The following is a 24678-nucleotide window of genomic DNA, read 5'->3' as shown; positions in this document are numbered from 1 at the left end:
AGCCGGCAAGCGCAAAAGCAAAGCGCCCGCTCGGGAGGAAGCAGGCGCTGGGCAAGTCTCGAAAAATGTGGTCTGCGAGGCCGTTAGCGGGCGATGGCTGCGCGCGCGACGTTGCGGATGTCGCCGCGGCCGATGCCGAGGTCGTCCAGTTCGCGTGCGGACATACGGCCCAGTTCAGCGACCGTCTGACGATACTTGCGCCAGTTGTTGAAAGAGCGTGCTACGTTCATGATGATCCCCTTTCCGTGGGCTTTCGAAGCCTAGCTGCCAGTCCTTGGCGCTTCGTTCGCTTCGATGCGTTGTATATAATACGAGCCCCGCGATTGTTGCAGCGCCAATGCGGCACTGCACCTATGCGGCGCTTGCATGGGTGATCATATTCGAGGATTTTTCGCGCTCAGGATTTGAAGCGGTCGAAGGCCGTCAGCCGCACGGTCGGCGGCTCCGCTTCTTTCCAGCGGTAAATTTCCGAGCGCAGATAGGAAAGCTCGTCGCCGAGCTCGTCTTCGCCGACTTCGATCCACCAGGATTTCAGGCGGCCGTCGCTTCCATCCGACCAGCGATAGCCCCTCGCCTTCAGATGGTCCTTCATCTCGAACGGGCTGTGTTCGGCAAAGATGCGGATGCGCGAGCGCTGGCTGGCGCGGTAGAGTTCGGCGAACGGGCTTTCACCCTGGCGCTGCTCCCGATCGAGGATTTCCAGCAGCGCGTGGCAATCGTCCACCGCGCGATGGCCCTCATGGAAATAACCGGCCTGGCCGACGAGATAACCGAGCTTGGTGCCTTCGAAACCGCGGGCGCTCCAGTCGATCTCCGACACCGAACAAGCCCAGGCCTTGCCGGCGAACATCGTCGAAAAGGCCTCGCAGAACGGCCGGTCGAAACCGGCATTGTGGGCGATGATCAGATCGGCCGGCTCGATCAGGACGCTCAACGACCTGAGGTCGATGACCTGTCCTTCGACCATCGCATCGGTGATGCCGGTCAGCCGGGTAATCTCGGGCGGGATCGGCCGCGACGGCTGCTGCAGACCGCCGTAGATGCCGACGACATCGCCGATCGCGCCGCTATCGTCGAAGGTGAAGGCGACGGCGCCGATTTCGATGATCTCGTCGCTGCGGTGGCTGAGACCTGTCGTCTCCGTATCGAGAATGACGCCGAGCCGCGAAAACTCCGGCCGCTTGACCGGTGCGATCGGCCGGGCAGTCAATTTTCTGAGGATGCGATAATTGCCGCTTTCCTCGAGCGTCCGCGCCATGTCTTCTTCGCAATGCATGCTCGGCTGCGACGACCGCCCGCGCGATGGAGCGCGCACCTTGGCGATCACAGGCGATGCCTTGGCAAACATGTCGAGTTGCGAATCTCTGTGCACGCTCATCGGACCTGTATGTCACGGAGAGGCGGTTTAATCCATCGCAGGCGGGGCGCTATCCCCTTGCGTTTCGTGGATATGGAAGCTTAGCTGGGGGGTGAACGATCGAAGGAGACTGCATGCCTGGTGACAACGGCAAGAGTGCCGAGGAGGATGTCGTCATCATCGGCGCCGGTGCCGCCGGCATTGCCGCCGCGCGCCGCCTGCAGGCAAGCCGCCCGGATCTTTCCATCCTGCTGCTTGAGGCCGGCGACCGTCTCGGCGGCCGGGCCTGGACGGTCGGGCTGCCCGTATCCGATATCGGGCTCGATCTCGGCTGCGGCTGGCTGCATGGGGCGCGGACCAATGCCTGGACGGCGATTGCCGGCGAGGTCGGGCTGACGGTCGACCGCACGCCCGCCCCCTGGAACGGCGGCCGACAGCTCGAGAGGGATGACGCTGACGTCGATGCTGCGCAGGATGCGATCGGCGCCTATTTCGAACGCCTCGACGGCCATGAAGGCAATGATACCGATCTGGCCGCGATGCTCGAGCCCGGCAATGCCTGGAACGGCCAGATCCGGGCGATCGGCACCTATATCACCGGCGCCGAACTGGAACGCTCGTCGGTCGTCGACTATAACAAATATGATCCGGGTCCCGGCCCCGACTGGCGGGTGCGCCAGGGCTACGGCAGGCTGGTCTCGCTTTACGGCCAGCCGGTGCCGGCAAGGCTGGGCACCGAGGTCACCCGCATCGACCACCGCCTTGCCGGCCGGATCGGCATAGAGACCAATCAAGGTGGGCTCAAGGCCCGCGCGGTGCTGCTGACCGTTTCGACGAATGTGCTTGCCGCGGGCAGGATCACCTTCGACCCGCCTTTGCCCGACAAGATCGAGGCGGCAAGCCGCTTGCCCCTAGGGCTCGCCGACAAGCTCTTCCTGAGGCTCGCAAATCCGCAGGCGCTCCCGGCCGATACCCATATGCTCGGCTCCCGCAGCCGCGGCGCGACCGGCACCTATCAGCTCCGGCCGCTCGGCGCTCCCGTCGTCGAGGCCTATTTTGCCGGCGACCTCGCGCATGATCTGGAGCGGGAGGGTGGAGAGGCTGCCTTTTCCTTCGCCGCCGATGAGCTGGCGGCGCAGTTCGGTGCCGATATCCGCAAGCAATTGTCGGTGGCGGCGATCTCGGCCTGGGCCGCGACACCCCATATCGGCGGCTCCTATTCCTATGCCGAGCCGGGCGCTTCCGATCTGCGCGGGGTGCTTGCCGCGCCGCATGAAGAACGGATTTTCTTTGCCGGCGAAGCCTGTTCGCGCTCGCGCTATTCGACGGCGCACGGTGCCTTCGAGACCGGTCTTGCCGCCGCCGACCGGATCGCCGGTTCGTTGCCGCAAACTCCATGACGTCGCCGGTTGCTACCGCGGGTGGGAATATTTTTTCCCACTTGTGACAGGGGCGGGATTGGTTATGCTGCCCTCGCCCCTGCGCAGAGAGCCAGGGCGCCATACGTCATCCCGGCGGCAGAGGCCGCCTCAAGCTCGATATTGTCATTGATTGCGGAAGCCCCGGCTTCTACCCCGGCGATTTTGCGCGTCGGCTGCGGGCCTCCGCATGAGGAGGAAGAAATGGATTATCGCAAGCTCGGTCCCAGCGGGACCGTCGTCACCGCCTATTGCCTGGGCACCATGACCTTCGGCGCGGAGGCCGACGAGGCCGCCTCGCACAAGCTGCTCGACGATTATTTCGCCTGGGCGGCAATTTCATCGATACCGCCGATGTCTATAGCGCCGGCAAGTCGGAAGAAATCATCGGACGCTGGCTGAAGGCACGCCCGACCGAGGCCCGCCAGGCGATCGTCGCCACCAAGGGGCGGTTTCCGATGGGCAACGGGCCCAATGATATCGGCCTGTCGCGCCGGCATCTCGGCCAGGCGCTCGACGATTCGCTCCGCCGCCTCGGCCTCGAGCAGATCGACCTCTACCAGATGCATGCCTGGGACGCGCTGACGCCGATCGAAGAGACGCTGCGTTTCCTCGACGACGCGGTTTCCTCGGGCAAGATCGGCTATTACGGCTTCTCCAACTATGTCGGCTGGCACATCGCCAAGGCCTCGGAGATTGCCAAGGCGCGGGGTTATACGCGTCCGGTGACATTGCAGCCGCAATATAATCTGCTGATGCGCGACATCGAGCTCGAAATCGTCGCGGCCTGCCAGGATGCCGGCATGGGCCTGTTGCCGTGGTCGCCGCTCGGCGGCGGCTGGCTGACTGGCAAATACAAGCGCGACGAGATGCCGACGGGTGCCACCCGCCTCGGCGAGAACCCCAATCGCGGCGGCGAATCCTACGCGCCGCGCAACGCGCAGGAGCGCACCTGGGCCATCATCGGCGTCGTCGAGGAGATCGCCAGGGCGCATGGTGTCAGCATGGCGCAGGTGGCGCTCGCCTGGACGGCCGCCCGGCCGGCGATCACCTCGGTCATCCTCGGCGCCCGCACGCCCGAACAGCTCGCCGACAATCTCGGCGCCATGAAGGTCGCGCTCTCCGAAGAGGAGATGGGAAGGCTCAACGAGGTCAGCGCTCCGCAACCCTTGGACTATCCTTACGGCAAGGGCGGCACCAACCAGCGCCACCGCAAGATCGAGGGCGGCCGCTGAGCGGAGGCCTCTGCAAGCTGCCTAAAATCGATATCCGCTTTCCTGTGCCCTCGGATCTACTGGCGCTGTCGAAAGCATGATACAGGTGAGGTCAGGCAAGTTGCCTGGCCTTTTTATTGCGTTTGGTGAGCGGGCCGCTGCCGCATGATTTATACTTAAAAAATGATTTATAAATTCAACGTATTACGGCGTCTATTTGAAGCGGCGCGCTGTAATGAAACCCAGGACTGATATGACGGACTCACACAGCAAATCACGTCAGCGGGCGGAGATCGCCTTCGGAAAGCTGCAATCGCAATATTTGGCGCGCAGCCGTGCGGTGGAAGAGATTGATCCGACCGTGCGCGCCCGTGAGGAAAAAACCTCGAGATTGCGTGAAGCCCGTGAGGCCAAGGAATTGCAGGATCGCTTGACGGCGGTCACCGCCCCGGCCATGAAGCGAAAAAAGAAAATGTGATTTACGTCTGGATGATTTTACGCCGGATTGGCATAATATCATCTGGATCCAAATCGAACAGGTAGAGCATAGGGTCTTCCGGAAACCGCGCAGTTTTCGGCATCGTGCTCTAGTGTCGAAGTCAAACAGTCAGGTAATAGATTTGAAACACGGCAGAAACAACGAGCTTTCCGATCGTCGCAGCGCCGCTGCCGACGCTAAGGCGGCTCTCCTCAACGCCTATCGCACCGCCAAGGAAACGGCCGAACCGACCCGGCTCGCAAAGCAGGCCGAACGTGTGGCTGTCGCTGCGGCCAGGGAAGAACGCCGCGCCGAGCGGGAGCGGGTAAAGCTTGAGGAGCGGGAGCGGGCGCGCGCTGCGGAAGCAGAACGTCAGGCTGCCGCCGAAGCGGCGGCACGGGCCGAGATCGAGGCCCGCGAAGCGGCCGAGAAAGACCGAATCGCGCGCGTGATTGCCGATGAAGCCGCCCGAAAGGCCGCACGCGACCTGCGTTACGCCAATCGGAAAGCCAGAAAATCGTGATACTGGAGCATGTCGCGCAAAACTGTGCAGCGGTTTTGCCAGGCAAAGCGTGAAACGCTTTTGCCGAGACATGCGTAAAAACAAAGACCTAAAGCACGAGAAGTGCATCTGAAAGACCGCGACGCGCTTTAGGCGCTGCCTGTCGGAAACAGGCAGCGCCGTCTTTCAAGCGGCCTGGACGGCCGCATTCAGCGGAATTTCGACATCGATCTCCAGGGTCGAGACGAATTCGTTGCGGTCGATCGTCACCTGCACCTTGTCGTGGTCGAGTTCGACGTGCTTGGCGATGACGGCAAGGATTTCCTCGCGCAGCACCGACACCAGGTCGGAGCCGGCCGAGGAGCGCTCGTGGGCCAGCAGCACCTGCAGGCGTTCGCGGGCCGCCGGTGCGGTCCTCTGCTTGTGGAACAGACGGAAAATATTCATGCTGCCCTCCGTCCGAAGATCTTACCGAAAATGTTCCGCTTTTCCTCCGGGATCGCGATCGGCAGAACCTCGCCGGCGAGCCGGCGGGCGGCATCGAAATAGGCCATGGCGGCCGGGCTTTTGCTTTCTGCCAGCGTGACCGGGGCACCGATATTGGAGGCGCGCAGCACATCCATACTTTCGGGCACGATGCCGAGCAGCGGGATGGACAGGATTTCCAGCACGTCGTCGACCTTCAGCATGTCGCCGCGTTCGGCGCGGTTGGCGTCGTAGCGGGTCAGCAGCAGGTGCTTTTCCATCCGCTCGCCGCGTTCGGCCTTGGCCGTCTTGGCATCGAGCAGGCCGATGATGCGGTCGGAATCGCGTACCGACGAGACTTCCGGATTGGTGACGACGACGGCAACATCAGCATGGCGCATGGCAAGCGTCGCGCCGCGTTCGATCCCGGCCGGGCTGTCGCAGATGATCCAGTCGAAATAGCGCTTCAGGTCGTTGATGACGCGCTCGACGCCTTCGGCCGTCAGATTGTCCTTGTCGCGCGTCTGCGAAGCCGGCAGCAGGAATAGCGTTTCCAAGCGCTTGTCGCGGATCAGCGCCTGGGGAAGCTTGGCGTCGCCCTGGATGACGTTGATCAGGTCGTAGACGACCCGGCGCTCGGCGCCCATCACGAGGTCAAGGTTGCGCAGGCCGACATCGAAATCGACGACGACGACTTTTTCATTGCGTTGCGCCAGCGCCGCTCCCAATGCGGCGGTCGAGGTCGTCTTTCCGACCCCGCCCTTGCCTGACGTGACGACGATCACTTTCCCCATGTCTCTCTCCTTTGTCGCGGCCCTAGTAATTCAAAGTGTTGCAGCATCCCTTGCGCCCCTCGAAGAGAGGCGCGGCGCTGCGGTCAGATCAATTTTTCCGCCATGATCGCGTCGTCTTCGAGCCAGAGCTGAACAGCCTGTCCGCGAAGATTGGGGGCCATGTCTTCCGCCATTTTGTAGATGCCGTCGATCGCCACCAGCTCGGCCTCGAGCTTGCGGCAAAAGATCTGCGCCGAGGCGTTGCCGATGGAACCGGCCATGGCCCGGCCGCGCAGCGCGCCGTAAATATGGACCGATCCGCCCGCGATCACCTCGGCGCCGGAAGCGACCGATCCGATGATGGTGACGTCACCTTCCGGAAAGATCACCGACTGTCCCGAACGTACAGGTTCCCGGATGACGATCGATTGCGTCGCAGGACGGGGCTCGGCCATCGCCGGTCTGGCCGGCGGATCGGCCGTCTCCTTGGCGGGAACCTCGATATCGGAAACCGACCGGCCGCCTTTGAGGGCCGGTGGCATGCCCGAGCCGAGGATCGACGGCCGCGCGCCTTCGATGCCCATGATGCTGACATTGCGCTTGGCAAGTTCGGCGATCAGCTCCTTCAGCTGCGGCCGGTCGATTTGCAGGTCCGTCAGGTCGAGCACGACAGGCCGTCCGAGGAAGAAGCCGGCCGAACGTGCGGCCAGATCGTCCAGCCTCGCCAACCAATCGTCGAAAGGAAGGTCCGGGGACAACATGACGGCCAGGAAAGAGCGGCCCTTGATGCGGATAGAGCGAGCGTCTGTTAGCACTTTGGTCATCTGTGTGAAGAAATCGTTGACCATGTGTAGCGCCGACATGGTTAACAAAAAGTTAACGCGGCCCAGATATTCCCTAACGTAATGTGGCTCGACACCGCGGGGAAACGCAAGCAAGCAACGGAAAATATTCACCTTTCCGGAAAGAGTGAATCTTCCTCATATATGACCGGAGTAAAGGCCGCGGTCGTGGATGACCGATCGGCGAAACAATCGAAGTTCTGCGGTGATCTCAGAGACCCGACTCAACCCATGCGTTCGGAGGCGTAGCTTCCGGGGCTGGCCGGGAAGACGACGGTGCGGTTGCCGTTGATGAAGGTGCGGTGATGGATGTGGGCGTGGATGGCGCGCGCCAGCACCTGGCTTTCGACATCGCGGCCGATCGAGACATAGTCGTCCGGCGACTGCGCATGGGTGATGCGCGCCGTGTCCTGCTCGATGATCGGGCCTTCGTCGAGATCGGCGGTGACGTAATGCGCCGTCGCCCCGATCAGCTTGACGCCGCGCTGGTAGGCCTGCTTGTAAGGGTTGGCGCCCTTGAAGCTCGGCAGGAAGGAGTGATGGATGTTGATGATCTTGCCCGACATCTGCTTGCAGAGCTGGTCGGAGAGGACCTGCATGTAGCGGGCGAGCACGATCAGCTCGGTGCCGGTCTGGTTGACGAGCTCGACGAGCTGGCCTTCCGCCTGGGGCTTGTTCTCCTTCGTCACCTTGATGTGGTGGAAGGGGATGTCGTGATTGACCACGACCTTCTGGTAATCGAAATGGTTGGAGACGACGCCGACGATGTCGATCGGCAGCGCGCCGATCTTCCAGCGGTAGAGCAGGTCGTTGAGACAATGGCCGAAGCGCGACACCATCAGCAGCACCTTCATGCGCTTCTCGCTGTCGTGGAATTCGTACTCCATTGCGAAGGGCGCGGCGACGGGGACGAAATCGGCGCCGATCTCGGTGCCGGACAGGCCTTCTTCGGAAATGAAGCTGACGCGCATGAAGAACTTGCCGGTATCGAGATCGTCGAACTGGCTGGAGTCGATGATGTTGCAGCCCTTCTCGGCCAGATAGCTCGAAATCGCCGCCACGATGCCGCGCGTCGATTTGCAGGATACGGTGAGTACGACGTTCTTCATGCTGTCTCTTCCTTCGCCGTTTCAAGCGCAGAGGGCCTGGTCACGCCGAAACTGTCGGCGTGACCGGCCTGTCGCTGCAGAGGTCTGCCCGCTTCTCAGATGTCGAGCGTGCTGTCGCGTTCCCACTGGGTGAAATGCGAGCAGTAGGCATTCCATTCCCGATGCTTGAGCTTGAGATAGGCGGCCGAAAACTCGGCCCCGATCGCCTGCTTCAGGCCCTCGTCGGCATCATAGGCGCGCAGCGCATCGAGCAGGTTGAGCGGCAGGCGCGGCGCATCCTTCACCAGATGCCCCTCGGCATACATGTCGATATCGTAGTGCGGGCCGGGGTCTGCCTGGCTGCGGATACCGTCGAGGCCGGCGGCAATGATGATCGCCTGTAAGAGGTAGGGGTTGACCGCTCCGTCCGGCAGGCGCAGCTCGAAACGTCCCGGCCCCGGCACGCGCACCATGTGGGTGCGGTTGTTGCCGGTCCAGGTCACGGTGTTCGGCGACCAGGTGGCGCCCGATGTCGTGCGCGGCGCGTTGATGCGCTTGTAGGAATTGACCGTCGGATTGGTGATCGCGGCCAGCGCCGAGGCGTGTTTCATGATGCCGCCGAGGAAGGTTTTACCCTGGGCGGAGAGCCCGAAGGCCATTTCCTTGTCGGCAAAGGCGTTGACCTTGCCGTCGATATCCCAGACCGAGATGTGGGCATGGCAGCCGTTTCCGGTCAGGCCCTTGAACGGCTTCGGCATGAAGGTGGCGCGAAGGCCGTGCTTTTCGGCGACCGACTTGACCATGAACTTGAAGAAGGAGTGCTTGTCCGCCGTCTGCAGCGCGTCGTCATATTCCCAGTTCATCTCGAACTGGCCGTTCGCATCCTCATGGTCGTTTTGATAGGGCTTCCAGCCGAGCTCGAGCATATAATCGCAAATCTCGGCGATGACATCGTAGCGGCGCATCACCGCCTGCTGATCGTAGCAAGGCTTCTCGGCGGTATCGAACTCATCTGAAATCACCGAGCCGTCGGAAGAGATGAGAAAGAACTCGGGCTCGACGCCGGTTTTTACCCGGAGCCCTTCTTTTGCAGCTTCGGCGACCAGTCTTTTCAGCAGCACGCGCGGCGCCTGTTCGACGGGCTGATCGTCCATGACGCAGTCGGCCGCAACCCATGCGACGTCCTTCTTCCATGGGAGCTGGATGACGGAGGAAGCATCGGGAACTGCAAACAGGTCGGGATGGGCCGGCGTCAGATCGAGCCAGGTCGCGAAGCCCGCGAAACCGGCGCCATCCTTCTGCATGTCGGCAATGGCTTCAGCCGGGACCAGTTTGGCGCGTTGACCGCCGAACAGGTCCGTGTAGCTGATCATGAAATATTTGATGCCTTTGTCTCTGGCAAAAGCAGCAAGATCCAGTGTCATTCTCGTTCCCCTTTGGATTTCTTGGAGACACTTAGGTTATGGATGTGAGACGGCCGGGACGTTTGCCCGGCCGGTAGAAATCAGAAGCCTCCCTTGCCGGGAATCCAGTTGGTGCCGGCGAGCGGCACCTGCGCCATGGCCGATGCCTCGATCGTCAGTGCAACGAGGTCTTCCGGCTCGAGGTTGTGCAGGTGGTTCTTGCCGCAGGCACGCGCGATCGTCTGCGCCTCGAGCGTCATCACCTTGAGGTAGTTGGCGAGGCGGCGGCCGGCCGCAACCGGGTCGAGGCGTTTTGCCAGCTCCGGATCCTGGGTGGTGATGCCGGCCGGATCCTTGCCTTCATGCCAGTCGTCATAAGCGCCGGCCGTGGTGCCGAGCTTCTGATATTCCTCTTCCCAGTGCGGATCGTTGTCGCCGATGGCGACGAGCGCCGCCGTGCCGATCGCCACCGCGTCGGCGCCGAGCGCCAGCGCCTTGGCAACGTCGGCGCCCGAGCGGATGCCGCCGGAAACGATCAGCTGTACCTTGCGGTGCATGCCGAGATCCTGCAGCGCCTGGACGGCCGGACGAATGCAGGCAAGTGTCGGCATGCCGACATTCTCGATGAAGACGTCCTGCGTCGCCGCCGTGCCGCCCTGCATGCCGTCGAGCACGACGACGTCGGCGCCGGCCTTCACCGCAAGAGCGGTGTCGTAATAGGGACGCGCACCGCCGACCTTGACGTAGATCGGCTTTTCCCAGTCGGTGATCTCGCGCAGCTCCATGATCTTGATTTCCAGATCGTCGGGACCGGTCCAGTCCGGATGGCGGCAGGCCGAGCGCTGGTCGATGCCCTTCGGCAGATTGCGCATATTGGCGACGCGGTCGGAGATCTTCTGGCCGAGCAGCATGCCGCCGCCGCCGGGCTTGGCGCCCTGGCCGACCACGACTTCGATTGCATCGGCGCGGCGCAGGTCCTTCGGATTCATGCCGTAGCGCGACGGCAGATATTGGTAGACCAGCGTCTGCGAATGGCCGCGTTCCTCATCCGTCATGCCGCCGTCGCCTGTGGTGGTCGAGGTGCCGGCGATTGTTGCCCCGCGGCCGAGCGCTTCCTTGGCATTGCCGGACAGCGCGCCGAAGCTCATGCCGGCAATGGTGATCGGCGTCTTCAGCGTGATCGGTTTCTTGGCGAAACGGGAGCCGAGCACCACTGATGTGTCGCATTTCTCACGGTAGCCTTCGAGCGGATAACGCGAGATCGAGGCGCCGAGAAACAGCAGGTCGTCGAAATGCGGAACCTTGCGCTTGGTGCCGGCGCCGCGAATGTCATAGATACCGGTCGCAGCCGCACGGCGGATTTCGGCGAGCGTATAGTCATCGAACGTCGCGGATTTGCGCGGCGGGGTGTAGGGGTTGTGATAGCTCATGGATGTCCCTCGCCTCAATACGCGTCGGCGTTGTCGATGTTGAAATTGTAGAGCTTGCGGGCCGAGCCGTAGCGCTTGAACTCTTCGGGCCTGACGCCCGTCACCCCGGCGCGCTCGAGCAGTTCGGCAAGCTTGTCCAGATGCTCCGGCCGCATCTCTTTCTCGATGCAGTCGGAACCGAGGCTCTTGACCTCGCCGCGGACGAACAGCTTGGCTTCGTAGAGCGAATCCCCCAGCGCATCGCCGGCGTCGCCGAGCACGACGAGATGGCCGGACTGGCCCATGAAGGCCGACATGTGGCCGATGCTGCCATGAACGACGATGTCGATGCCCTTCATCGAAATGCCGCAGCGCGAGGCCGCATTGCCCTTGATGACGAGCAGGCCGCCGCGGCCGGTGGCGCCGGCATATTGGCTGGCATCGCCCTCGATGACGACGGTGCCGGACATCATGTTTTCGGCAACGCCGGGACCGGCCGAACCATGAACCGTCACCCTGCCGCCGTCATTCATGCCGGCGCAGTAATAGCCGACCGATCCCCTGACGGCGACCGTGACGGGGCTGTCGATGCCGACGGCAACGGCATGGCTGCCGCGCGGGTTGATGACTTCGAATTCCGTGTCGTTGGCCCCTTGGGAAAGGGTGTGCAGCGCGCTGTTCAGTTCGCGAAGAGGGGTGTTGGAAAGATCGAATATGGGCATTTATTCCTCGTTGGAATCCTCGTTGATCTGGGAGACGGCCCGCGCCGGCTCTCGGCCTTCAGGCGCCCCTCAGGCGGCCTTGTCGTGATCCCAGAAGTAGACGGTGGCCGGTTCCGGCTCCCAGACACGGGCATTCTCGATGCCGGGAAGGTTGACCAGCGCGCGGTATTCCGAACCGAAGGCGACATATTGCTCGGTCTCGGCCATGACGGCGGGCTTGCAGGCGATCGGGTCGCGCACCACGCCGAAGCCGGACTTGGTGCCGACGACGAAGGTGAAGAAGCCGTCGAGATCGTCGAGCGCGCCGGTCAGCGCTTGGCCGAGATCCTTGCCCTTGGCCATTTCGGCGGTGAGATAAGCGGCGGCGACTTCGGAATCGTTCTGCGTCTCGAAGGTCATGCCTTCGCGCACCAGTTCGCGGCGCAGGTTGTTGTGGTTGGACAGCGAGCCGTTGTGCACGAGGCACTGGTCGGCGCCGGTCGAGAACGGATGGGCGCCGAGCGTGGTAACGGCGGATTCCGTGGCCATGCGGGTATGGCCGATGCCGTGGGTTCCGCTCATCGCGCGGACGCCGAAGCGCGCCACGACGTCCTTGGGAAGACCGATTTCCTTGTAGATCTCGACGCTTTCGCCCGAGCCCATCAGGCGGACGGCTGGGCGGATCCGTTCGAGTGTCTCGCGCACCTCTGCAAGCTTGGAAGCATCGAGTTCGATGACCGCATGCGTGCTCTTGACCCACACGTGGGCTTTAATGCCGGCCTTCTCGAGGTCGCTGGCAAGCCCGTCGAAGTCGGCGCTGGGGTTGGCGGACTGGATGGTGATCTTCGCCCGGCCCTCGGCCGTGCCGCCATAGATCGCAATGCCGGCCGAATCCGGTCCGCGATCGGTCATGGTGATCAGCATATCCGAGAGCAGATTTCCCAGCTGAGGTTCAAGGCTCTTGTCCTTGAGGAACAGTCCAACAATGCCGCACATAGCCTGTGCCTCCTTTCATGTTGAGAAAGGACTAGCAGGTCTAATTCAGAACATCAACTGGGAAGAATAAAGTTTTCTTCTAAGGCAAGTCAGCCGCGTGAGGTCTGCTGGGGATAACTAATGATCGAGAGGTATTTGCTCGGCAGTTTCACCAGCTGTTCCGGCCCATGCGGCGCATCGGCGTCGAAGAACAGGCTGTCGCCCGGCTGCATATGGAAAAGCTGGTCGCCGTGGCGGTAAATGACCTCGCCCTCGAGCATATAGAGAAACTCCATGCCCTCGTGCTGGAAGGTCGGGAAGATGTCGGAATCGGCCGTCAGCGTGATCAGATAGGGCTCGACGATGACGCCGCTGGTATTGTTGTCGATATGGCCGAGCAGATTATATTGGTGGCCGGCGCGCGTGCCGCGCCGTTCGAGCTGGACGCCCTGGCCCGCCTTGACGAAGACGGCATTGCGCGGTTCCTCGAAGCGGCGGAAGAAGGACGTCAGCGGCACGCCGAGCGCCCGCGACAGCGATTGCAGCGTCGTCAGCGACGGCGAGATATTGCCGTTCTCGATCTTCGACAGCATGCCGAGCGAAATGCCGGTCGCGGCCGCGAGATCGGTGACGGTGATGCCGAGTTTCTTGCGGTAGGCGCGCACCTCGTGGCCGATCGCCATTTCGAGGTTGTTTTCCTTCGGTTCCCGAACGGCGTGCGGGTCCTGGGAAAAGGGCGTGCGTCCGCCATGCGCCTGTTCGGCTTGCTCTTGAAGCTTTGATTTCATGGATTCCCCTGCCGCCTTATCCTACCGAGCGGCAATCCTATCGTGATAGTGAAATTTCCTCAACCGTGAAGAAAGTCATTCCCGCCGCGCCGCGCGCGGCGCGATGCCGTAGACGGCTCGGAACATGCGGGAAAAGTGGCTCAGGCTGGAAAAACCGGTGGCGACCGCGATCTCCGAGACGGAAAGCGGGCTCTGTTTCAGCAGGCGATGGGCATGCTGCAGCCTGATCCTGCGGTACTGATCGAGGAAGGTGGTGCCGAGATGGGCGGCAAAGAGCCGGTCGAGATGGCGGGCGGTGACGCCGGCGATGCGCGCCATGGCGGCACGCTCGAGCGGCATCTCGATCGTCTCCTCCATCCGTTCGAGCACGCTGAGCAGGCCGGGATGATGGACGCCGTAACGTTCGGCGAGCGAGGCGCGCTGGGGCGCCGCAGGCTCGTTGACCTCCGTATGAAGATACCAGTCGCTGACCCGGCGGGCGAAATCCGGCCCCATGCGCTCGGCGATCAGCACATGCATCATGTCGAGCGGCGCGATGCCGCCGCCGCAGGTGATCCGGTTGCCGTCGATCATGAAGCGCGCCTGGCGCGGCGTGAGCTCCGGGAAGGCTTCGAGAAGGGCGGCCGCATGCTCCCAGTGAATGGTGAAGTCGCGACTATCAAGCAGCCCGGCGGCAGCCATCAGATAGGGACCGCCCGAAATGCCGCCGATCCGCACGCCTTCGCGCGACAGCTGCCGCAAGCAGGCAAGCACGCCTGGATATCGCCAGTCGCGCGGCAAGCCGCCGGCGCAGACGAAAGCCGTTCCAAGCCCCGAGCCCCTGACGGGCAGAGGTTCGGCGGGGACGCTGACGCCCGAAGAGGAAAGCGCCGGCGCGCCATCCGGCGAGAAGATCCGCAGCCGATAGATCTCGCGCCCGGCCAGCAGATTCGCCGCCCTGAGCGGCTCCGTCGCCGAGGCATAGGACATCAGCGCAAATCCCGGGATGAGGATGAAGCCGATCGTCAGGACATTTCTGCTATCAAGTGAGGACATGTCTCTTTCTTAGCGAGTCATGTCCTTAATGTGCAAGTCAGTCCGCTTCTTTCTGGCATCATGCCCCTGTTCTTTCCGGGTGACTCATGCGCTATTCCGCTCTTTCGATTTTCCTGAACGGCCTTCGCGGCAACAAGGCCTGGGCGCCTGCCTGGCGCGATCCGGCGCCGAAGCCGCATTACGACGTCGTCATCGTCGGCGGCGGCGGTCATGGTCTGGCCACCGCCTATTATCTCGCCAAGGAGTTCGGCGTCACCAATGTCGCCGTCCTCGAAAAGGGCTATCTCGGCTCCGGCAATATCGGCAGGAACACGACGATCATCCGTTCGAACTACCTGCTGCCGGGCAATAATCCCTTCTACGAGCTGTCGATGAAGCTCTGGGAAGGGCTGGAGCAGGACTTCAATTTCAACGCCATGGTCTCGCAGCGCGGCGTGCTCAACCTCTTCCATTCCGATGCCCAGCGCGACGCCTATACGCGCCGCGGCAACGCCATGCGGCTGCACGGGGTCGATGCCGAGCTGCTCGACCGGCAGGCGGTGCGCAAGAAGCTTCCCTTCCTCGATTTCGACAATGCCCGTTTCCCCATTATGGGCGGCCTGTTCCAGCCGCGCGGCGGCACGGTGCGCCATGATGCCGTCGCCTGGGGTTATGCCCGCGGCGCAGACAGCCGCGGCGTCGACATCATCACCCAGTGCGAGGTGACCGGCATTCGCCGCGAAAACGGGAAGGTGACCGGCGTCGAGACCAGCAGGGGCTTCATGGGCTGCGGCAAGCTGGCGCTGGCGGCGGCCGGCAATTCCACCGTCGTCGCCGATATGGCCGGCCTGCGGCTGCCGATCGAAAGCCATGTGCTGCAGGCCTTCGTCTCCGAAGGGCTGAAACCCTTCATCGACAATGTCGTCACCTTCGGCGCCGGGCATTTCTACGTGTCCCAGTCGGACAAGGGCGGCCTCGTCTTCGGCGGCGATATCGACGGCTATAATTCCTATGCCCAGCGCGGCAATCTCGCTTGCGTCGAGCATGTCGCCGAAGCCGGTGTGGCGATGATCCCGTCGCTGTCGCGCGTGCGTTATCTCCGCTCCTGGGGCGGGGTGATGGATATGAGCATGGACGGCTCGCCGATCATCGACCGCACCCATATCGACAATCTCTACCTCAATAGCGGCTGGTGTTACGGCGGCTTCAAGGCGACCCCCGCCTCCGGCTTCTGCTACGCCCATCTGATCGCCCGCAACACGCCGCATCAGACCGCCCGCGCCTTCCGGCTCGACCGTTTCGCGCGCGGCTACCCGATCGACGAAAAGGGCGTTGGCGCCCAGCCCAATCTGCACTGAGGACATTCGACCATGGCGAGCCTGATTTCCTGTCCCCATTGCGGCGCCCGGCCGAAGGAAGAATTCTCGATCCGCGGCGATGCGAAGCTTGTTCGGCCGGCGCCGGATGCCGGCGCGGATGCCTGGTTCGACTATGTCTATCTCCGTGACAATCCGCGCGGCCGCCACAGTGAATACTGGCACCACGCCTCCGGATGCCGCCGCTGGCTGATCGTCGAGCGCGACACCGTCACCCATGCGGTTTACGACGTCCGGGATGCCGCCCTTGCCAAGCTCGGCGGAGAACCGGCATGACGAGCTTCCGTCTTTCCTCCGGCGGCCGCATCGACCGCACCACATCGCTCGGCTTCACTTTCGACGGCAGGCCGCTCGAAGGCCATCCGGGCGATACGCTCGCCTCGGCGCTGCTGGCCAACGGTATCCAGCTCGTCGGCCGCAGCTTCAAATATCACCGCCCGCGCGGCATCCTGACGGCGGGAGCCGCCGAACCGAACGCGCTGGTGACGACGGGCAGCGGCGGGCGCACCGAAGCGAATACGCGCGCCACGATGATCGAGCTTTATCAGGGGCTGACGGCCAGGAGCCAGAACCGCTGGCCCTCGCTCGGCTTCGATGTCGGCGCGGTCAACGGGCTGCTGTCGCCCTTCCTCAGCGCCGGTTTCTACTACAAGACCTTCATGTGGCCGGCGGCCCTCTGGGAAAAGCTTTACGAGCCGGTGATCCGCAAGGCGGCGGGCCTCGGCCGAGCCTCCTACGAAGCCGATCCCGATTCCTATGAAAAATGCTGGGCGCATTGCGATCTGCTGGTTATCGGCGCCGGCCCTGCCGGTCTTGCCGCAGCGCTGACCGCCGGCCGCGCCGGCGCGCGCGTCATCCTCGCCGACGAGGGCGCCGAACTCGGCGGCAGCCTGCTGTCCGAAACCGGCACCGTCGACGGCAAGCCGGCGGACGCCCTTCTCGGCGAGCTGCTGGCCGAGCTGGAGGGCCTGGAGAATGTGCGCCGCCTGCCGCGCATGACGGTGTTCGGCTGGTATGACGACAATGTCTTCGGCGCGGTCGAACGGGTGCAGAAACATGTGGCGATGCCCGATCCGGATCGTCCGGTCGAACGGCTGTGGCGCATCGTCGCCCGCCAGGCGATCCTTGCGACCGGCGCCGAAGAGCGGCCGCTGGTCTTCGGCGGCAACGATATTCCCGGCGTGATGATGGCAGGCGCCATGCGCAGCTATCTCAACCGGCAGGCGGTGGCGCCCGGCAGAAGCACGGTCATCTTCACCACCAATGATGCCGGATACCGCACCGCCGCCGACCTTGAAGCCGCCGGCCTCGCCGTCGCGGCGATCGTCGACAGCCGTGCGGGCGCGGCCGAGGGCTGGCAGGGCCGCGCCGAGGTGCTGAAGGGCGCCCGGGTCATCGATGCCTTCGGCGGCAAGCGCCTGCGCGGCGTCAGCGTCGAAACCAGCGGCGGCACCCGCCGCATCGAAGCCGATGCGCTTGCCATGTCGGGCGGCTGGAGCCCGATCATCCACCTTGCCTGCCATCGCGGTGCGAAACCGCAATGGTCGGACGAGGCCTCGGCGTTTCTGGCGCCTGTCCAGCAGGAAGGTCTGACCGTTGCCGGTTCGGCTGCCGGCATCGGGCAAACCGCGACCTGCCTCGGTGATGGCGCCGCAAAGGCAGCTGCCGCGTTGAAGGCGATTGGCTTCGCAGCGGCGGAGCCGGCCTTTGCCGCGGCGTCCGAGACGGCTGCACACGCAAAGCCGCTCTGGTCGGTCAAGGGCTCGAAGGGCAAGGCTTTCGTCGATTATCAGAACGACGTTCATCTCAAAGACCTTGGGCTCGCCGTCCGCGAAGGCTACGGCCATGTCGAACTCGCCAAGCGCTACACCACATCAGGCATGGCGACCGACCAGGGCAAGCTTTCCAATATCAACGCCATCGGCATCCTCGCCGAGGCACGCGGCGTCTCACCCGCAGAGGTGGGAACGACGACCTTCCGGCCCTTCTATACGCCGGTCTCCTTCGGCGCTTTGACCGGGGCATCGCGCGGCAAGGATTTCCAGCCGGCGCGCAAATCGCCGCTGCACGGCTGGGCCGAGAAGAATGGCGCGGTCTTCGTCGAAACTGGCCTCTGGTATCGCTCCGCCTGGTTCCCGCGTGCCGGCGAGGCGACGTGGCGCGAAAGCGTCGACCGCGAAGTGTTGAACATCCGCAAAAATGCCGGCCTCTGCGATGTCTCGACGCTCGGCAAGATCGAAATCTTCGGGAAGGATGCCGCGACCTTCCTCGATCGCATCTATTGCAACGGCTTCGCCAAACTTGCAGTGGGCAAAGCGCGTTACGGCATCATGCTGCGCGAGGACGGCTTCATCTATGACGACGGCACCACCAGCCGCTTCAGCGACGATCATTTCTTCATGACGACGACAACAGCACTCGCCGCCGGCGTGCTGACCCATCTCGAATTCTGCGCCCAGACGCTTTGGCCGGAGCTCGACATCTGCTTCGCCTCCTCGACCGATCAATGGGCTCAGATGGCCGTTGCCGGGCCGAAGTCGCGCGCCATTCTCTCCGAGATCGTCGACGAGGACCTGTCGGATGCCGCCTTCCCCTTCATGAGCGCCCGCAAGGTCTCGCTCTTCGGCGGCCGGCTCGAAGGCCGGCTCTTCCGCATCTCCTTCTCCGGCGAACTCGCCTACGAGCTGGCGGTGCCGGCCGGTTACGGCGAAGGCGTCGCCGACGCCATCATGGCGGCGGGCGCGAAACATGGCATTTGTGCCTATGGCGTCGAAGCGCTCGGCGTCATGCGCGTCGAGAAGGGCCACGTCACCCATGCCGAGATCAACGGCACGGTCACCCCAGGCGATCTCGGCTTCGGCCGCATGGTTTCATCAACCAAGCCGGATTTCATCGGCAAGGCGATGCTCGCCCGCGACGGCCTGCAGGACCCCGAGCGCCCGCGCCTCGTCGGCGTCAAGCCGCTCAATCCGGCGACCAGCTTCCGCACCGGCTCGCATATCCTTGCCGAGGGCGCTGCGGCGACGCTCGAAAACGACCAGGGCTACGTCACATCGAGCGCCTTCTCGCCGACGCTCGGCCATACGATCGGCCTGGCGCTCGTCAAGCGCGGGCCGGAGCGCATCGGCGAAAAGGTGACGGTCTGGAACGGCCTGCGCAACGAATTCACCGATGCGGTGCTCTGCCATCCCGTCTTCATCGATCCCGAAAACGAGAAGCTCCATGCCTGACCTTCCGCAACAGAAACCGGTTCTGGCCGGGACTAAATATACCGGCATCTCGGAGGCAGGCATCCGGCTGCAAGCCCTGCCGGAGGGCCATCTCCTGCATGTGCTCGGTGCGATCGAGCCATCCGCGCTCGCCGCGGAATTGGCGAAAGCCGGCTTTGCAAAAACTTCGATCCGCAAGGCCGGCTTCCGCCAATGGTTCGTCGCCGGCGACGAGCTGCCTGTCCCCGCCACCCTCGATGCTCTCGCAGCAGCGCTTGCGGGAAAGGCCTACGTCATCGACCAGAGCCACGGGCGCGTGCGCATCGGCATCTCCGGCCGATCCTCGCGGCTGCTTCTCTCAAAAGGCACCGCCGTCGATCTCGACCCCGCCGTCTTCCCCGAGGGCCATTCTGTTATGACCATGATCGGTCATCTCTCCGTACAGATCGTCCGCACCGGCGATGACAGCTTCGAACTCACCGTGCTGCGCAGTTTTGCCGCAAGCCTCTGGCACGAACTCGCACATATGGCGGCGAGCGCTGAGAAGGACGGCGTATGAGGGCAGCCCTGCCTGCACAAAGATCGACGCTGACCGAAATTAGCTAAAGCGTGTCGGCTGAGTTGTGATTCACTTCTCCTTGGAAGGAGAAGTGCCATGGCAGAGGCATTTTTCGCAGCATGCGCGGCGCAGTTGATGTGGGTCATTGAGAAGGTCCCGAAGCTCGCGGCGGTGGCCGAAGCCGAAAAGCAACTGGCCGGCAAAGGCTGGCTTCCGGTTTCGCTGCGCACCTACGGGCAGGGAGCCTTGCCCGAAGCCTCGGCATTGCCAGTTGATCGATATGACCATGCAGGTCCCGACTTGCCATCCGGGCTTTTGCTTTGGTGTTGTGGCGTCGGGGACTTGTGACGGCTGGGGTCGACCCGACTACGCCAAGGCCAGGGGAGCCCCGCGGCCGCTTTCCCTTGCGCTCCCTCCCACCCGCGTCGCCGCGGATCACTACTATCATGGCGGTCGCGAGGTTTATGTCGACTCTTCTGTACATATGAAGACTGGTCGGGTCGAGGATCAGAGATAACAGGCCAAGATTTTCTCGCGTCGTCGTTAGGGTGAGGTGATCGGCGCTGGTGACCGTCGTGGTGCGATCCTTCAGCGATCTGTCGGCATTGAAGTTGGAGACGGTCTTCGTCTTTGCGCCTGATGCATCGACAGCGAGCACATTGGTCTGCGAGCGGTCGAGGGTGCCGTTGCCGTCGTCGCCGAACTGCGTCTGAACGCTTTTTCCATCGGCGCTGGTGGTGACGACGTTGCGAAAGGCCAGGCTGCCATCCGCATTATAGGCAAGGTCGTCTTTTCCACCGATCCGTCGGCCTTGACCGCATTAGAACATCTTCGTCCGAGCGCCGTTTTGTGTCAAGAAGCCTGACATTGTCTCGTCTCAGTCGCTTTCGCCATGCTGACGTTTTCGGTCGAATGCTTCGTGTCGATGAGGGGACGCTCAAGTCGACCAGAGGTGCATTTGCAATAACCAACCTCGCTGGCTGTCTTCGGGAATAGATGCGGATTTACCGTTTTTACTTTAATATTTATGCGTTTCGTGCGGAGACCCCATTGACATCGAGACAGGAGTTCAGCCATCGAAGAAAACTGCAATCTTTACGCTAACAAATTGCGGATACCATTTCTTTGGACGTTGAGCGCCAGTTTAGGAGTGCAGTTTCTCTGAATTATTCTCGCCCGTTTTAATTTTTTAATTTTATTAAGGTTGAGTGTCGTCAGTTATATCTAAGTTAAGGTTGCCATTTCTCGCTAATGATCATGGCTTCAACCGCAAACTTAATATTGTGAAAAATAAGTCCTTTTCTAAGGCGAGGCAAAGGGCGAAGGATGCGAAAATATCTATTTAGTTTGATAAAAATCCTTATGATAAACGAAAAGAAATATGGATTTTATGCTATTATATCCGGTCTTTTGATTTCCGTATTTGCCTGGATCCCTCTTATTATATTTGGGACAATCTTGTCATCTGGGTTTTCGATTGAGCCAGAGCTTGCGAATTCGTGTGTTTTCCTTGTATTTTCGCCTGTTGTTATATTGTTTTACGTTTCATTTGCTTTGTTATCTGATGAGGTTTTCGGCTATTTAACGGGGCGAACCATGTTTGGAAAAGAACCTGGTTCTCTTAAACGCAAAATTCGGCAAATGGTGGGGGTCTGAAAGAGATGGGATCTGTCGGATGCCGCCTTCCCCTTCATGAGCGCCCGCAAGGTCTCGCTCTTCGGCGGTCGGCTCGAAGGCCGGCTCTTCCGGATCTCCTTCTCCGGCGAACTCGCCTACGAGCTGGCGGTGCCGGCCGGTTACGGCGAAGGCGTTGCCGACGCGATCATGGCGGCAGGTGAGAAGCATGGCATTTGTGCCTATGGCGTGGAAGCGCTCGGCGTCATGCGCATCGAGAAGGGCCATGTCACCCATGCCGAGATCAACGGCACGGTCACCCCAGGCGATCTCGGTTTCGGCCGCATGGTTTCATCAACCAAGCCGGATTTCATCGGCAAGGCGATGCTCGCCCGCGACGGCCTGCTGGACCCCGAGCGCCCGCGCCTTGTCGGCGTCAAGCCGCTCAATCCGGCGACCGGCTTCCGCACCGGCTCGCATATCCTTGCCGAGGGCGCCGCGGCGACGCTCGAAAACGACCAGGGCTACGTGACATCGAGCGCCTTCTCGCCGACGCTCGGCCATACGATCGGCCTGGCGCTCGTGAAGCGCGGGCCGGAGCGCGTCGGCGAAAAGGTGACGGTCTGGAACGGCCTGCGCAATGAATTCACCGATGCGGTGCTCTGCCATCCCGTCTTCATCGATCCCGAAAACGAGAAGCTCCATGCCTGATCTTCCGCAGCACAAGCCGGTTCTGGCCGGGATGGTTTACAACGGCACCTCGGAGGCAGGCATCCGGCTGCAAGCCTTGCCGGAAGGCCATCTCCTGCATGTGCTCGGCGCGATCGAACCATCCGCGCTCGCTGCGGAATTGGCAAAGGCAGGATTTGCGAACAGCTCGATCCGCAAGGCCGGCTTCCGCCAATGGTTCGTCGCCGGCGACGAGCCGCCTGTCCCCGCCACCCTCGATGCTCTCGCAGCAGCGCTTGCGGGAAAGGCCTACGTCATGGACCAGAGCCACGGGCGCGTGCGCATCGGCATCTCCGGCCGATCCTCACGGCTGCTTCTCTCAAAAGGCACCGCCGTCGACCTCGATCCCGCCGTCTTCCCCGAAGGCCATTCGGTTATGGCGATGATCGGTCATCTCTCCGTACAGATCGTCCGCACCGGCGATGACAGCTTCGAACTCACCGTTCTGCGCAGCTTCGCCGAAAGCCTCTGGCACGAACTCAGGCATATGGCCGCGAGCGCTGAGAAGGACGGCGCATGAGGGCAGCTGTGCCGGCATAAAGATCGTAAGCGTTGTTCCGCTCGCACCTTGACCAAGATGGTTTTTACAGTGTCGAGGGCCGGAGCCATGACGAGGACGGCAACTATGCGCCAAAAGCGGTTGCAAGCCTATGTTACTTACGCAGCATATGAAGACCGAATTTAGCGATTTCCGCTTCCAACACATCTAGTTGCTTGCGTGTATCCGCGATAATTACATCAGTGCGGTCAAAATTTCCGAGGATGCGCACCCCATATCCCTCAAGATATATATCCATGAACAGAGCCTCGCGCAGACTACGCCGCAATATTCGTTGAAATTCGGAGCTAGCGGAATTTATGGACCGAAGCACTCCTGGACAGTTCACGATGGTGCCGGCGCTTCCGAGATGATTATAGAGCGCGAGAAATTTTCTTTCCCCCGCTAAATAATCCTGAAGTTGATTGGCCTTAAAGGCATTTCTATAGGTGAACAAATTCGTCGCCAAGTACTCCGCCTCCGTCAACCAGTGGTCGAAAACTGAGACAAAAGCAAAAGGTACGTCCAAACTGGCAATCTCTTGGTCGCCAATATCGGGAAAGTGGTACTGGTGCGTAAGCGCTGTTTTACCCCTACCTTTCGGACTGCCGGTTGATCGTTGATCGTAAAATGAAAGCGCAGCGATAAACCGCTAAGCTTTCGCTCCGCTGTACACGATGATACCAATGAGAAACGAGCTAGGTCTGACTATGTTGCTGTTGGAGTTCTAAGGGTTAGATGGCGGGACTGTTTAAATCATTGAAGAGAGTGCTGACTGGAAAGATAATCCGACAATCAGACGTTCAAATTATGAACGGCAGTTGCATTATATCCTTTCGTATTAAACGCGATAGCGGAAGCGGCGGCGTCTATGTGGTGTTAGCCTCTAAAGCATCGGGCAACTATCAATATTACCCTTTCGATGCAGAAGAGTTCGACAGTTTCGTTGATGCTGCTATCGAGATCAAGAAAGCGTTACGGGCCGATGAATCGGCTCGTATCGGTCAGACCCAAGCCAGCGTCAAACCGTGACCCGGGAACACCGCTTACTCTCAATGCGAGCGCGAAGATTATAAATATCTCACTGAGATTATTTCACGAGGCGTTCATGAAAGGTTCGACTAAGCCGAAAAAATTGCGGGTGTCCTTCGCGATTTTTATTTGCTCCTGGTTTTTGCTTGGTTATGTTTCGTCGGCTGTAGTGATCGGTTCCAATTTCATTCCATCTGCCGAGTGGTTGGCATGGACCAATCCTCTACGTGTCATTGTGGGCTCCCTATCCGCCGCGCTTTTTGTCTGGGTTATTTGGAAAGGTGGCGCTGGAATGAGCAAACTGAAGCGCGTCCTCGGTGTCATAGTCGGCCCGTTTTTGGGTTATTTTATGGGAGGCAGTATCCTGTTCATTTGGCCGTTGCTGCTCCCACTGATCGCGGGCGATGTAGTTGCGCTTCCCTTCACGGTACATGGACTAGCCGATCGCTTGGGAAAGAACTGCTACTCTGCAGTGACGTTGGAGGACACGCCTTTTCTTGTCGGCCAAGTGTGCAACGTCCCTGATGACATTAGATCACGCCTGTCACCAGGCACCGGCGTCTTCGTACGCGGCTGGGGAACGCGTCTCGGGGTGTACGCGCATGACTTGAGCCTGAACTGATCGGACCTCGCTCGCGAAGTTGGCGGCAGCTCGCCGGCCCCGGCCACCCTTGTAAAGAAGGAGGTACCTTGGGGGGAAGCGGCGCATTTGCCTATCTAATCATGCCCTGAAAAAGATTATTGCCGAAAACATAGTGGCGTCTAATCTCCGTAGCCGTACCTAGCCATTAGCTTGGAAACCTCGTAGTACCAGAGCGCCTTGGTTGTGAGCCAGCAACTTAAGCCGGTGTCCGCCCACTCGTCCGCTACATCCTGCCGAGCCGTCTCCGATGTGGCCTTCGCGAAATCGTACGTAATGTGCTCGACTATTTCGCGGACCTTCGGTTGGACCTCGGTCTCCCTATAGACTGCCTTGGCCGCTAGACGGGCCTCTCGTTGCTCTTGGGTCTCGTTGGCGTAGTACTCTGCCCACCGAGCCCCGGCTCTCTCCGACCACTTTGCCCGCTGCGCTGCTGTGGGCTCGGGCCTTACATAGCTTTCCCTGTAGGCTTGCTGCCGTGCCCTGCGCTCTTCCTCAGTCAACCGGGGTTTCGGCGAGCCAGATTTTTTGCGGTAGCGCTCAACTTGCGCTGC

25 protein-coding genes and 2 pseudogenes are annotated in these 24678 nt (G+C 61.6%); 13 read left to right on the top strand and 14 right to left on the bottom strand.

Features of this window, described 5'->3' with window-relative positions:
• Window positions 1-83: 83 nt before the first annotated feature.
• Together CO666_RS09400 and CO666_RS09395 are read right to left on the bottom strand one after the other, a co-directional pair.
• Window positions 84-230: a DUF1127 domain-containing protein gene (locus tag CO666_RS09400; protein WP_003594835.1), complete on the bottom strand. Its 147-nt coding sequence runs from the start codon at window positions 228-230 to the stop codon at window positions 84-86.
• Window positions 231-397: 167 nt separating this feature from the next.
• Window positions 398-1378, bottom strand: coding sequence for a 3'-5' exonuclease (locus tag CO666_RS09395; RefSeq protein WP_097611771.1), 981 nt, complete (start codon window positions 1376-1378; stop codon window positions 398-400).
• A 113-nt stretch (window positions 1379-1491) separates the two neighbouring features.
• Between CO666_RS09395 and CO666_RS09390 the strand changes: the two genes are divergently transcribed.
• The 4 genes and pseudogenes from CO666_RS09390 to CO666_RS09375 all read left to right on the top strand — a co-directional run bounded on the left by CO666_RS09390 (window position 1492) and on the right by CO666_RS09375 (window position 4990).
• A complete protein-coding gene (locus CO666_RS09390) occupies window positions 1492-2757 on the top strand; it encodes a flavin monoamine oxidase family protein (protein ID WP_097611770.1) in 1266 nt (421 codons plus the stop codon).
• Between the two features lie 222 nt (window positions 2758-2979).
• A pseudogene (locus tag CO666_RS09385) lies at window positions 2980-4010 on the top strand (aldo/keto reductase).
• A 232-nt stretch (window positions 4011-4242) separates the two neighbouring features.
• Complete coding sequence (locus tag CO666_RS09380; RefSeq protein ID WP_097611769.1) at window positions 4243-4467, top strand: hypothetical protein; 225 nt, start codon at window positions 4243-4245, stop codon at window positions 4465-4467.
• A gap of 142 nt (window positions 4468-4609) precedes the next feature.
• Complete coding sequence (locus CO666_RS09375; protein ID WP_097611768.1) at window positions 4610-4990, top strand: DUF6481 family protein; 381 nt, start codon at window positions 4610-4612, stop codon at window positions 4988-4990.
• A gap of 165 nt (window positions 4991-5155) precedes the next feature.
• Here CO666_RS09375 and minE read toward each other — a convergent pair whose 3' ends face one another.
• From minE to CO666_RS09325, 10 genes are all read right to left on the bottom strand, one after another.
• Complete coding sequence (gene minE, locus CO666_RS09370) at window positions 5156-5416, bottom strand: cell division topological specificity factor MinE (protein ID WP_097611767.1); 261 nt, start codon at window positions 5414-5416, stop codon at window positions 5156-5158.
• Complete coding sequence (minD, locus tag CO666_RS09365; protein WP_097611766.1) at window positions 5413-6228, bottom strand: septum site-determining protein MinD; 816 nt, start codon at window positions 6226-6228, stop codon at window positions 5413-5415. Before minD ends, minE begins: the two co-directional genes overlap by 4 nt.
• An 83-nt stretch (window positions 6229-6311) precedes the next feature.
• The gene (gene minC, locus CO666_RS09360; protein WP_097611835.1) at window positions 6312-7031 is read right to left on the bottom strand and encodes a septum site-determining protein MinC; all 720 of its coding nucleotides are present in this window, start codon (window positions 7029-7031) and stop codon (window positions 6312-6314) included.
• A 242-nt stretch (window positions 7032-7273) separates the two neighbouring features.
• Entirely contained in the window at window positions 7274-8158 is an 885-nt protein-coding gene (purU, locus tag CO666_RS09355) for a formyltetrahydrofolate deformylase (RefSeq protein ID WP_097611765.1), read from the bottom strand.
• A gap of 95 nt (window positions 8159-8253) precedes the next feature.
• Complete coding sequence (glnT, locus tag CO666_RS09350; RefSeq protein WP_097611764.1) at window positions 8254-9561, bottom strand: type III glutamate--ammonia ligase; 1308 nt, start codon at window positions 9559-9561, stop codon at window positions 8254-8256.
• A gap of 80 nt (window positions 9562-9641) precedes the next feature.
• Window positions 9642-10970, bottom strand: a complete 1329-nt coding sequence (locus tag CO666_RS09345) for an FMN-binding glutamate synthase family protein (protein WP_097611763.1) — start codon at window positions 10968-10970, stop codon at window positions 9642-9644.
• A gap of 14 nt (window positions 10971-10984) precedes the next feature.
• On the bottom strand, window positions 10985-11671 hold the full coding sequence (locus CO666_RS09340) for a GltB/FmdC/FwdC-like GXGXG domain-containing protein (protein ID WP_097611762.1): 687 nt from the start codon (window positions 11669-11671) through the stop codon (window positions 10985-10987).
• 69 nt (window positions 11672-11740) lie between these two features.
• Window positions 11741-12646, bottom strand: a complete 906-nt coding sequence (locus tag CO666_RS09335) for a class II glutamine amidotransferase (RefSeq protein ID WP_097611761.1) — start codon at window positions 12644-12646, stop codon at window positions 11741-11743.
• Window positions 12647-12735: 89 nt separating this feature from the next.
• On the bottom strand, window positions 12736-13413 hold the full coding sequence (locus tag CO666_RS09330) for a helix-turn-helix domain-containing protein (protein ID WP_097611760.1): 678 nt from the start codon (window positions 13411-13413) through the stop codon (window positions 12736-12738).
• A gap of 75 nt (window positions 13414-13488) precedes the next feature.
• Complete coding sequence (locus CO666_RS09325) at window positions 13489-14448, bottom strand: GlxA family transcriptional regulator (RefSeq protein ID WP_097611759.1); 960 nt, start codon at window positions 14446-14448, stop codon at window positions 13489-13491.
• A gap of 86 nt (window positions 14449-14534) precedes the next feature.
• Here CO666_RS09325 and CO666_RS09320 point away from each other — a divergent pair, with 86 nt between their 5' ends.
• From CO666_RS09320 to CO666_RS09290, 7 genes and pseudogenes are all read left to right on the top strand, one after another.
• Entirely contained in the window at window positions 14535-15785 is a 1251-nt protein-coding gene (locus CO666_RS09320; protein ID WP_097611758.1) for a sarcosine oxidase subunit beta family protein, read from the top strand.
• A 12-nt stretch (window positions 15786-15797) separates the two neighbouring features.
• Window positions 15798-16079, top strand: coding sequence for a sarcosine oxidase subunit delta (locus CO666_RS09315; RefSeq protein WP_097611757.1), 282 nt, complete (start codon window positions 15798-15800; stop codon window positions 16077-16079).
• The gene (locus tag CO666_RS09310) at window positions 16076-19033 is read left to right on the top strand and encodes a sarcosine oxidase subunit alpha family protein (protein ID WP_097611756.1); all 2958 of its coding nucleotides are present in this window, start codon (window positions 16076-16078) and stop codon (window positions 19031-19033) included. The genes CO666_RS09315 and CO666_RS09310 overlap by 4 nt, the downstream gene beginning before the upstream one ends.
• Window positions 19026-19571: a sarcosine oxidase subunit gamma gene (locus tag CO666_RS09305; RefSeq protein WP_097611755.1), complete on the top strand. Its 546-nt coding sequence runs from the start codon at window positions 19026-19028 to the stop codon at window positions 19569-19571. The genes CO666_RS09310 and CO666_RS09305 overlap by 8 nt, the downstream gene beginning before the upstream one ends.
• 96 nt (window positions 19572-19667) lie before the next feature.
• Window positions 19668-19919, top strand: coding sequence for a hypothetical protein (locus CO666_RS09300; RefSeq protein WP_097611754.1), 252 nt, complete (start codon window positions 19668-19670; stop codon window positions 19917-19919).
• A 1317-nt stretch (window positions 19920-21236) separates the two neighbouring features.
• Window positions 21237-21896, top strand: a pseudogene (locus CO666_RS09295) (glycine cleavage T C-terminal barrel domain-containing protein); the annotation flags it as partial.
• Window positions 21889-22434 carry a sarcosine oxidase subunit gamma family protein gene (locus CO666_RS09290; protein WP_097611753.1) on the top strand — a complete coding sequence of 182 codons (546 nt, stop codon included), beginning with the start codon at window positions 21889-21891 and terminating at the stop codon, window positions 22432-22434. The pseudogene CO666_RS09295 and the gene CO666_RS09290, both read left to right, overlap by 8 nt.
• 133 nt (window positions 22435-22567) lie before the next feature.
• Here CO666_RS09290 and CO666_RS09285 read toward each other — a convergent pair whose 3' ends face one another.
• A complete protein-coding gene (locus CO666_RS09285) occupies window positions 22568-22921 on the bottom strand; it encodes a hypothetical protein (RefSeq protein WP_245436758.1) in 354 nt (117 codons plus the stop codon).
• Between the two features lie 269 nt (window positions 22922-23190).
• Between CO666_RS09285 and CO666_RS09280 the strand changes: the two genes are divergently transcribed.
• Together CO666_RS09280 and CO666_RS09275 are read left to right on the top strand one after the other, a co-directional pair.
• Window positions 23191-23484, top strand: coding sequence for a hypothetical protein (locus CO666_RS09280; RefSeq protein WP_143540277.1), 294 nt, complete (start codon window positions 23191-23193; stop codon window positions 23482-23484).
• A 76-nt stretch (window positions 23485-23560) separates the two neighbouring features.
• Window positions 23561-24106 (top strand): hypothetical protein, encoded by a 546-nt coding sequence (locus CO666_RS09275; protein ID WP_097611750.1) that lies wholly within the window; start codon window positions 23561-23563, stop codon window positions 24104-24106.
• A 140-nt stretch (window positions 24107-24246) separates the two neighbouring features.
• Here CO666_RS09275 and CO666_RS09270 read toward each other — a convergent pair whose 3' ends face one another.
• On the bottom strand, window positions 24247-24627 hold the full coding sequence (locus tag CO666_RS09270; protein ID WP_097611749.1) for a hypothetical protein: 381 nt from the start codon (window positions 24625-24627) through the stop codon (window positions 24247-24249).
• Window positions 24628-24678 lie beyond the last annotated feature (51 nt).

This window comes from Rhizobium chutanense, from assembly GCF_002531935.1.
In the GTDB taxonomy this organism is placed as follows: domain Bacteria; phylum Pseudomonadota; class Alphaproteobacteria; order Rhizobiales; family Rhizobiaceae; genus Rhizobium; species Rhizobium chutanense.
The sequence above is the reverse complement of the archived record's forward strand: the minus strand, read 5'-3'. Positions and strand labels throughout refer to the sequence as shown.

Coding starts and splice junctions, on each gene's coding strand:
- minE (WP_097611767.1), bottom strand. CDS start 5,416: ATGAATATTTTCCGTCTGTTCCACAAGCAGAGGACCGCACCGGCGGCC.
- CO666_RS09300 (WP_097611754.1), top strand. CDS start 19,668: ATGGCAGAGGCATTTTTCGCAGCATGCGCGGCGCAGTTGATGTGGGTC.
- CO666_RS09330 (WP_097611760.1), bottom strand. CDS start 13,413: ATGAAATCAAAGCTTCAAGAGCAAGCCGAACAGGCGCATGGCGGACGC.
- CO666_RS09280 (WP_143540277.1), top strand. CDS start 23,191: ATGGCGGGACTGTTTAAATCATTGAAGAGAGTGCTGACTGGAAAGATA.
- CO666_RS09400 (WP_003594835.1), bottom strand. CDS start 230: ATGAACGTAGCACGCTCTTTCAACAACTGGCGCAAGTATCGTCAGACG.
- CO666_RS09340 (WP_097611762.1), bottom strand. CDS start 11,671: ATGCCCATATTCGATCTTTCCAACACCCCTCTTCGCGAACTGAACAGC.
- minC (WP_097611835.1), bottom strand. CDS start 7,031: ATGACCAAAGTGCTAACAGACGCTCGCTCTATCCGCATCAAGGGCCGC.
- CO666_RS09320 (WP_097611758.1), top strand. CDS start 14,535: ATGCGCTATTCCGCTCTTTCGATTTTCCTGAACGGCCTTCGCGGCAAC.
- purU (WP_097611765.1), bottom strand. CDS start 8,158: ATGAAGAACGTCGTACTCACCGTATCCTGCAAATCGACGCGCGGCATC.
- CO666_RS09395 (WP_097611771.1), bottom strand. CDS start 1,378: ATGAGCGTGCACAGAGATTCGCAACTCGACATGTTTGCCAAGGCATCG.
- minD (WP_097611766.1), bottom strand. CDS start 6,228: ATGGGGAAAGTGATCGTCGTCACGTCAGGCAAGGGCGGGGTCGGAAAG.
- CO666_RS09275 (WP_097611750.1), top strand. CDS start 23,561: ATGAAAGGTTCGACTAAGCCGAAAAAATTGCGGGTGTCCTTCGCGATT.
- glnT (WP_097611764.1), bottom strand. CDS start 9,561: ATGACACTGGATCTTGCTGCTTTTGCCAGAGACAAAGGCATCAAATAT.
- CO666_RS09315 (WP_097611757.1), top strand. CDS start 15,798: ATGGCGAGCCTGATTTCCTGTCCCCATTGCGGCGCCCGGCCGAAGGAA.
- CO666_RS09345 (WP_097611763.1), bottom strand. CDS start 10,970: ATGAGCTATCACAACCCCTACACCCCGCCGCGCAAATCCGCGACGTTC.
- CO666_RS09335 (WP_097611761.1), bottom strand. CDS start 12,646: ATGTGCGGCATTGTTGGACTGTTCCTCAAGGACAAGAGCCTTGAACCT.
- CO666_RS09390 (WP_097611770.1), top strand. CDS start 1,492: ATGCCTGGTGACAACGGCAAGAGTGCCGAGGAGGATGTCGTCATCATC.
- CO666_RS09380 (WP_097611769.1), top strand. CDS start 4,243: ATGACGGACTCACACAGCAAATCACGTCAGCGGGCGGAGATCGCCTTC.
- CO666_RS09325 (WP_097611759.1), bottom strand. CDS start 14,448: ATGTCCTCACTTGATAGCAGAAATGTCCTGACGATCGGCTTCATCCTC.
- CO666_RS09310 (WP_097611756.1), top strand. CDS start 16,076: ATGACGAGCTTCCGTCTTTCCTCCGGCGGCCGCATCGACCGCACCACA.
- CO666_RS09305 (WP_097611755.1), top strand. CDS start 19,026: ATGCCTGACCTTCCGCAACAGAAACCGGTTCTGGCCGGGACTAAATAT.
- CO666_RS09290 (WP_097611753.1), top strand. CDS start 21,889: ATGCCTGATCTTCCGCAGCACAAGCCGGTTCTGGCCGGGATGGTTTAC.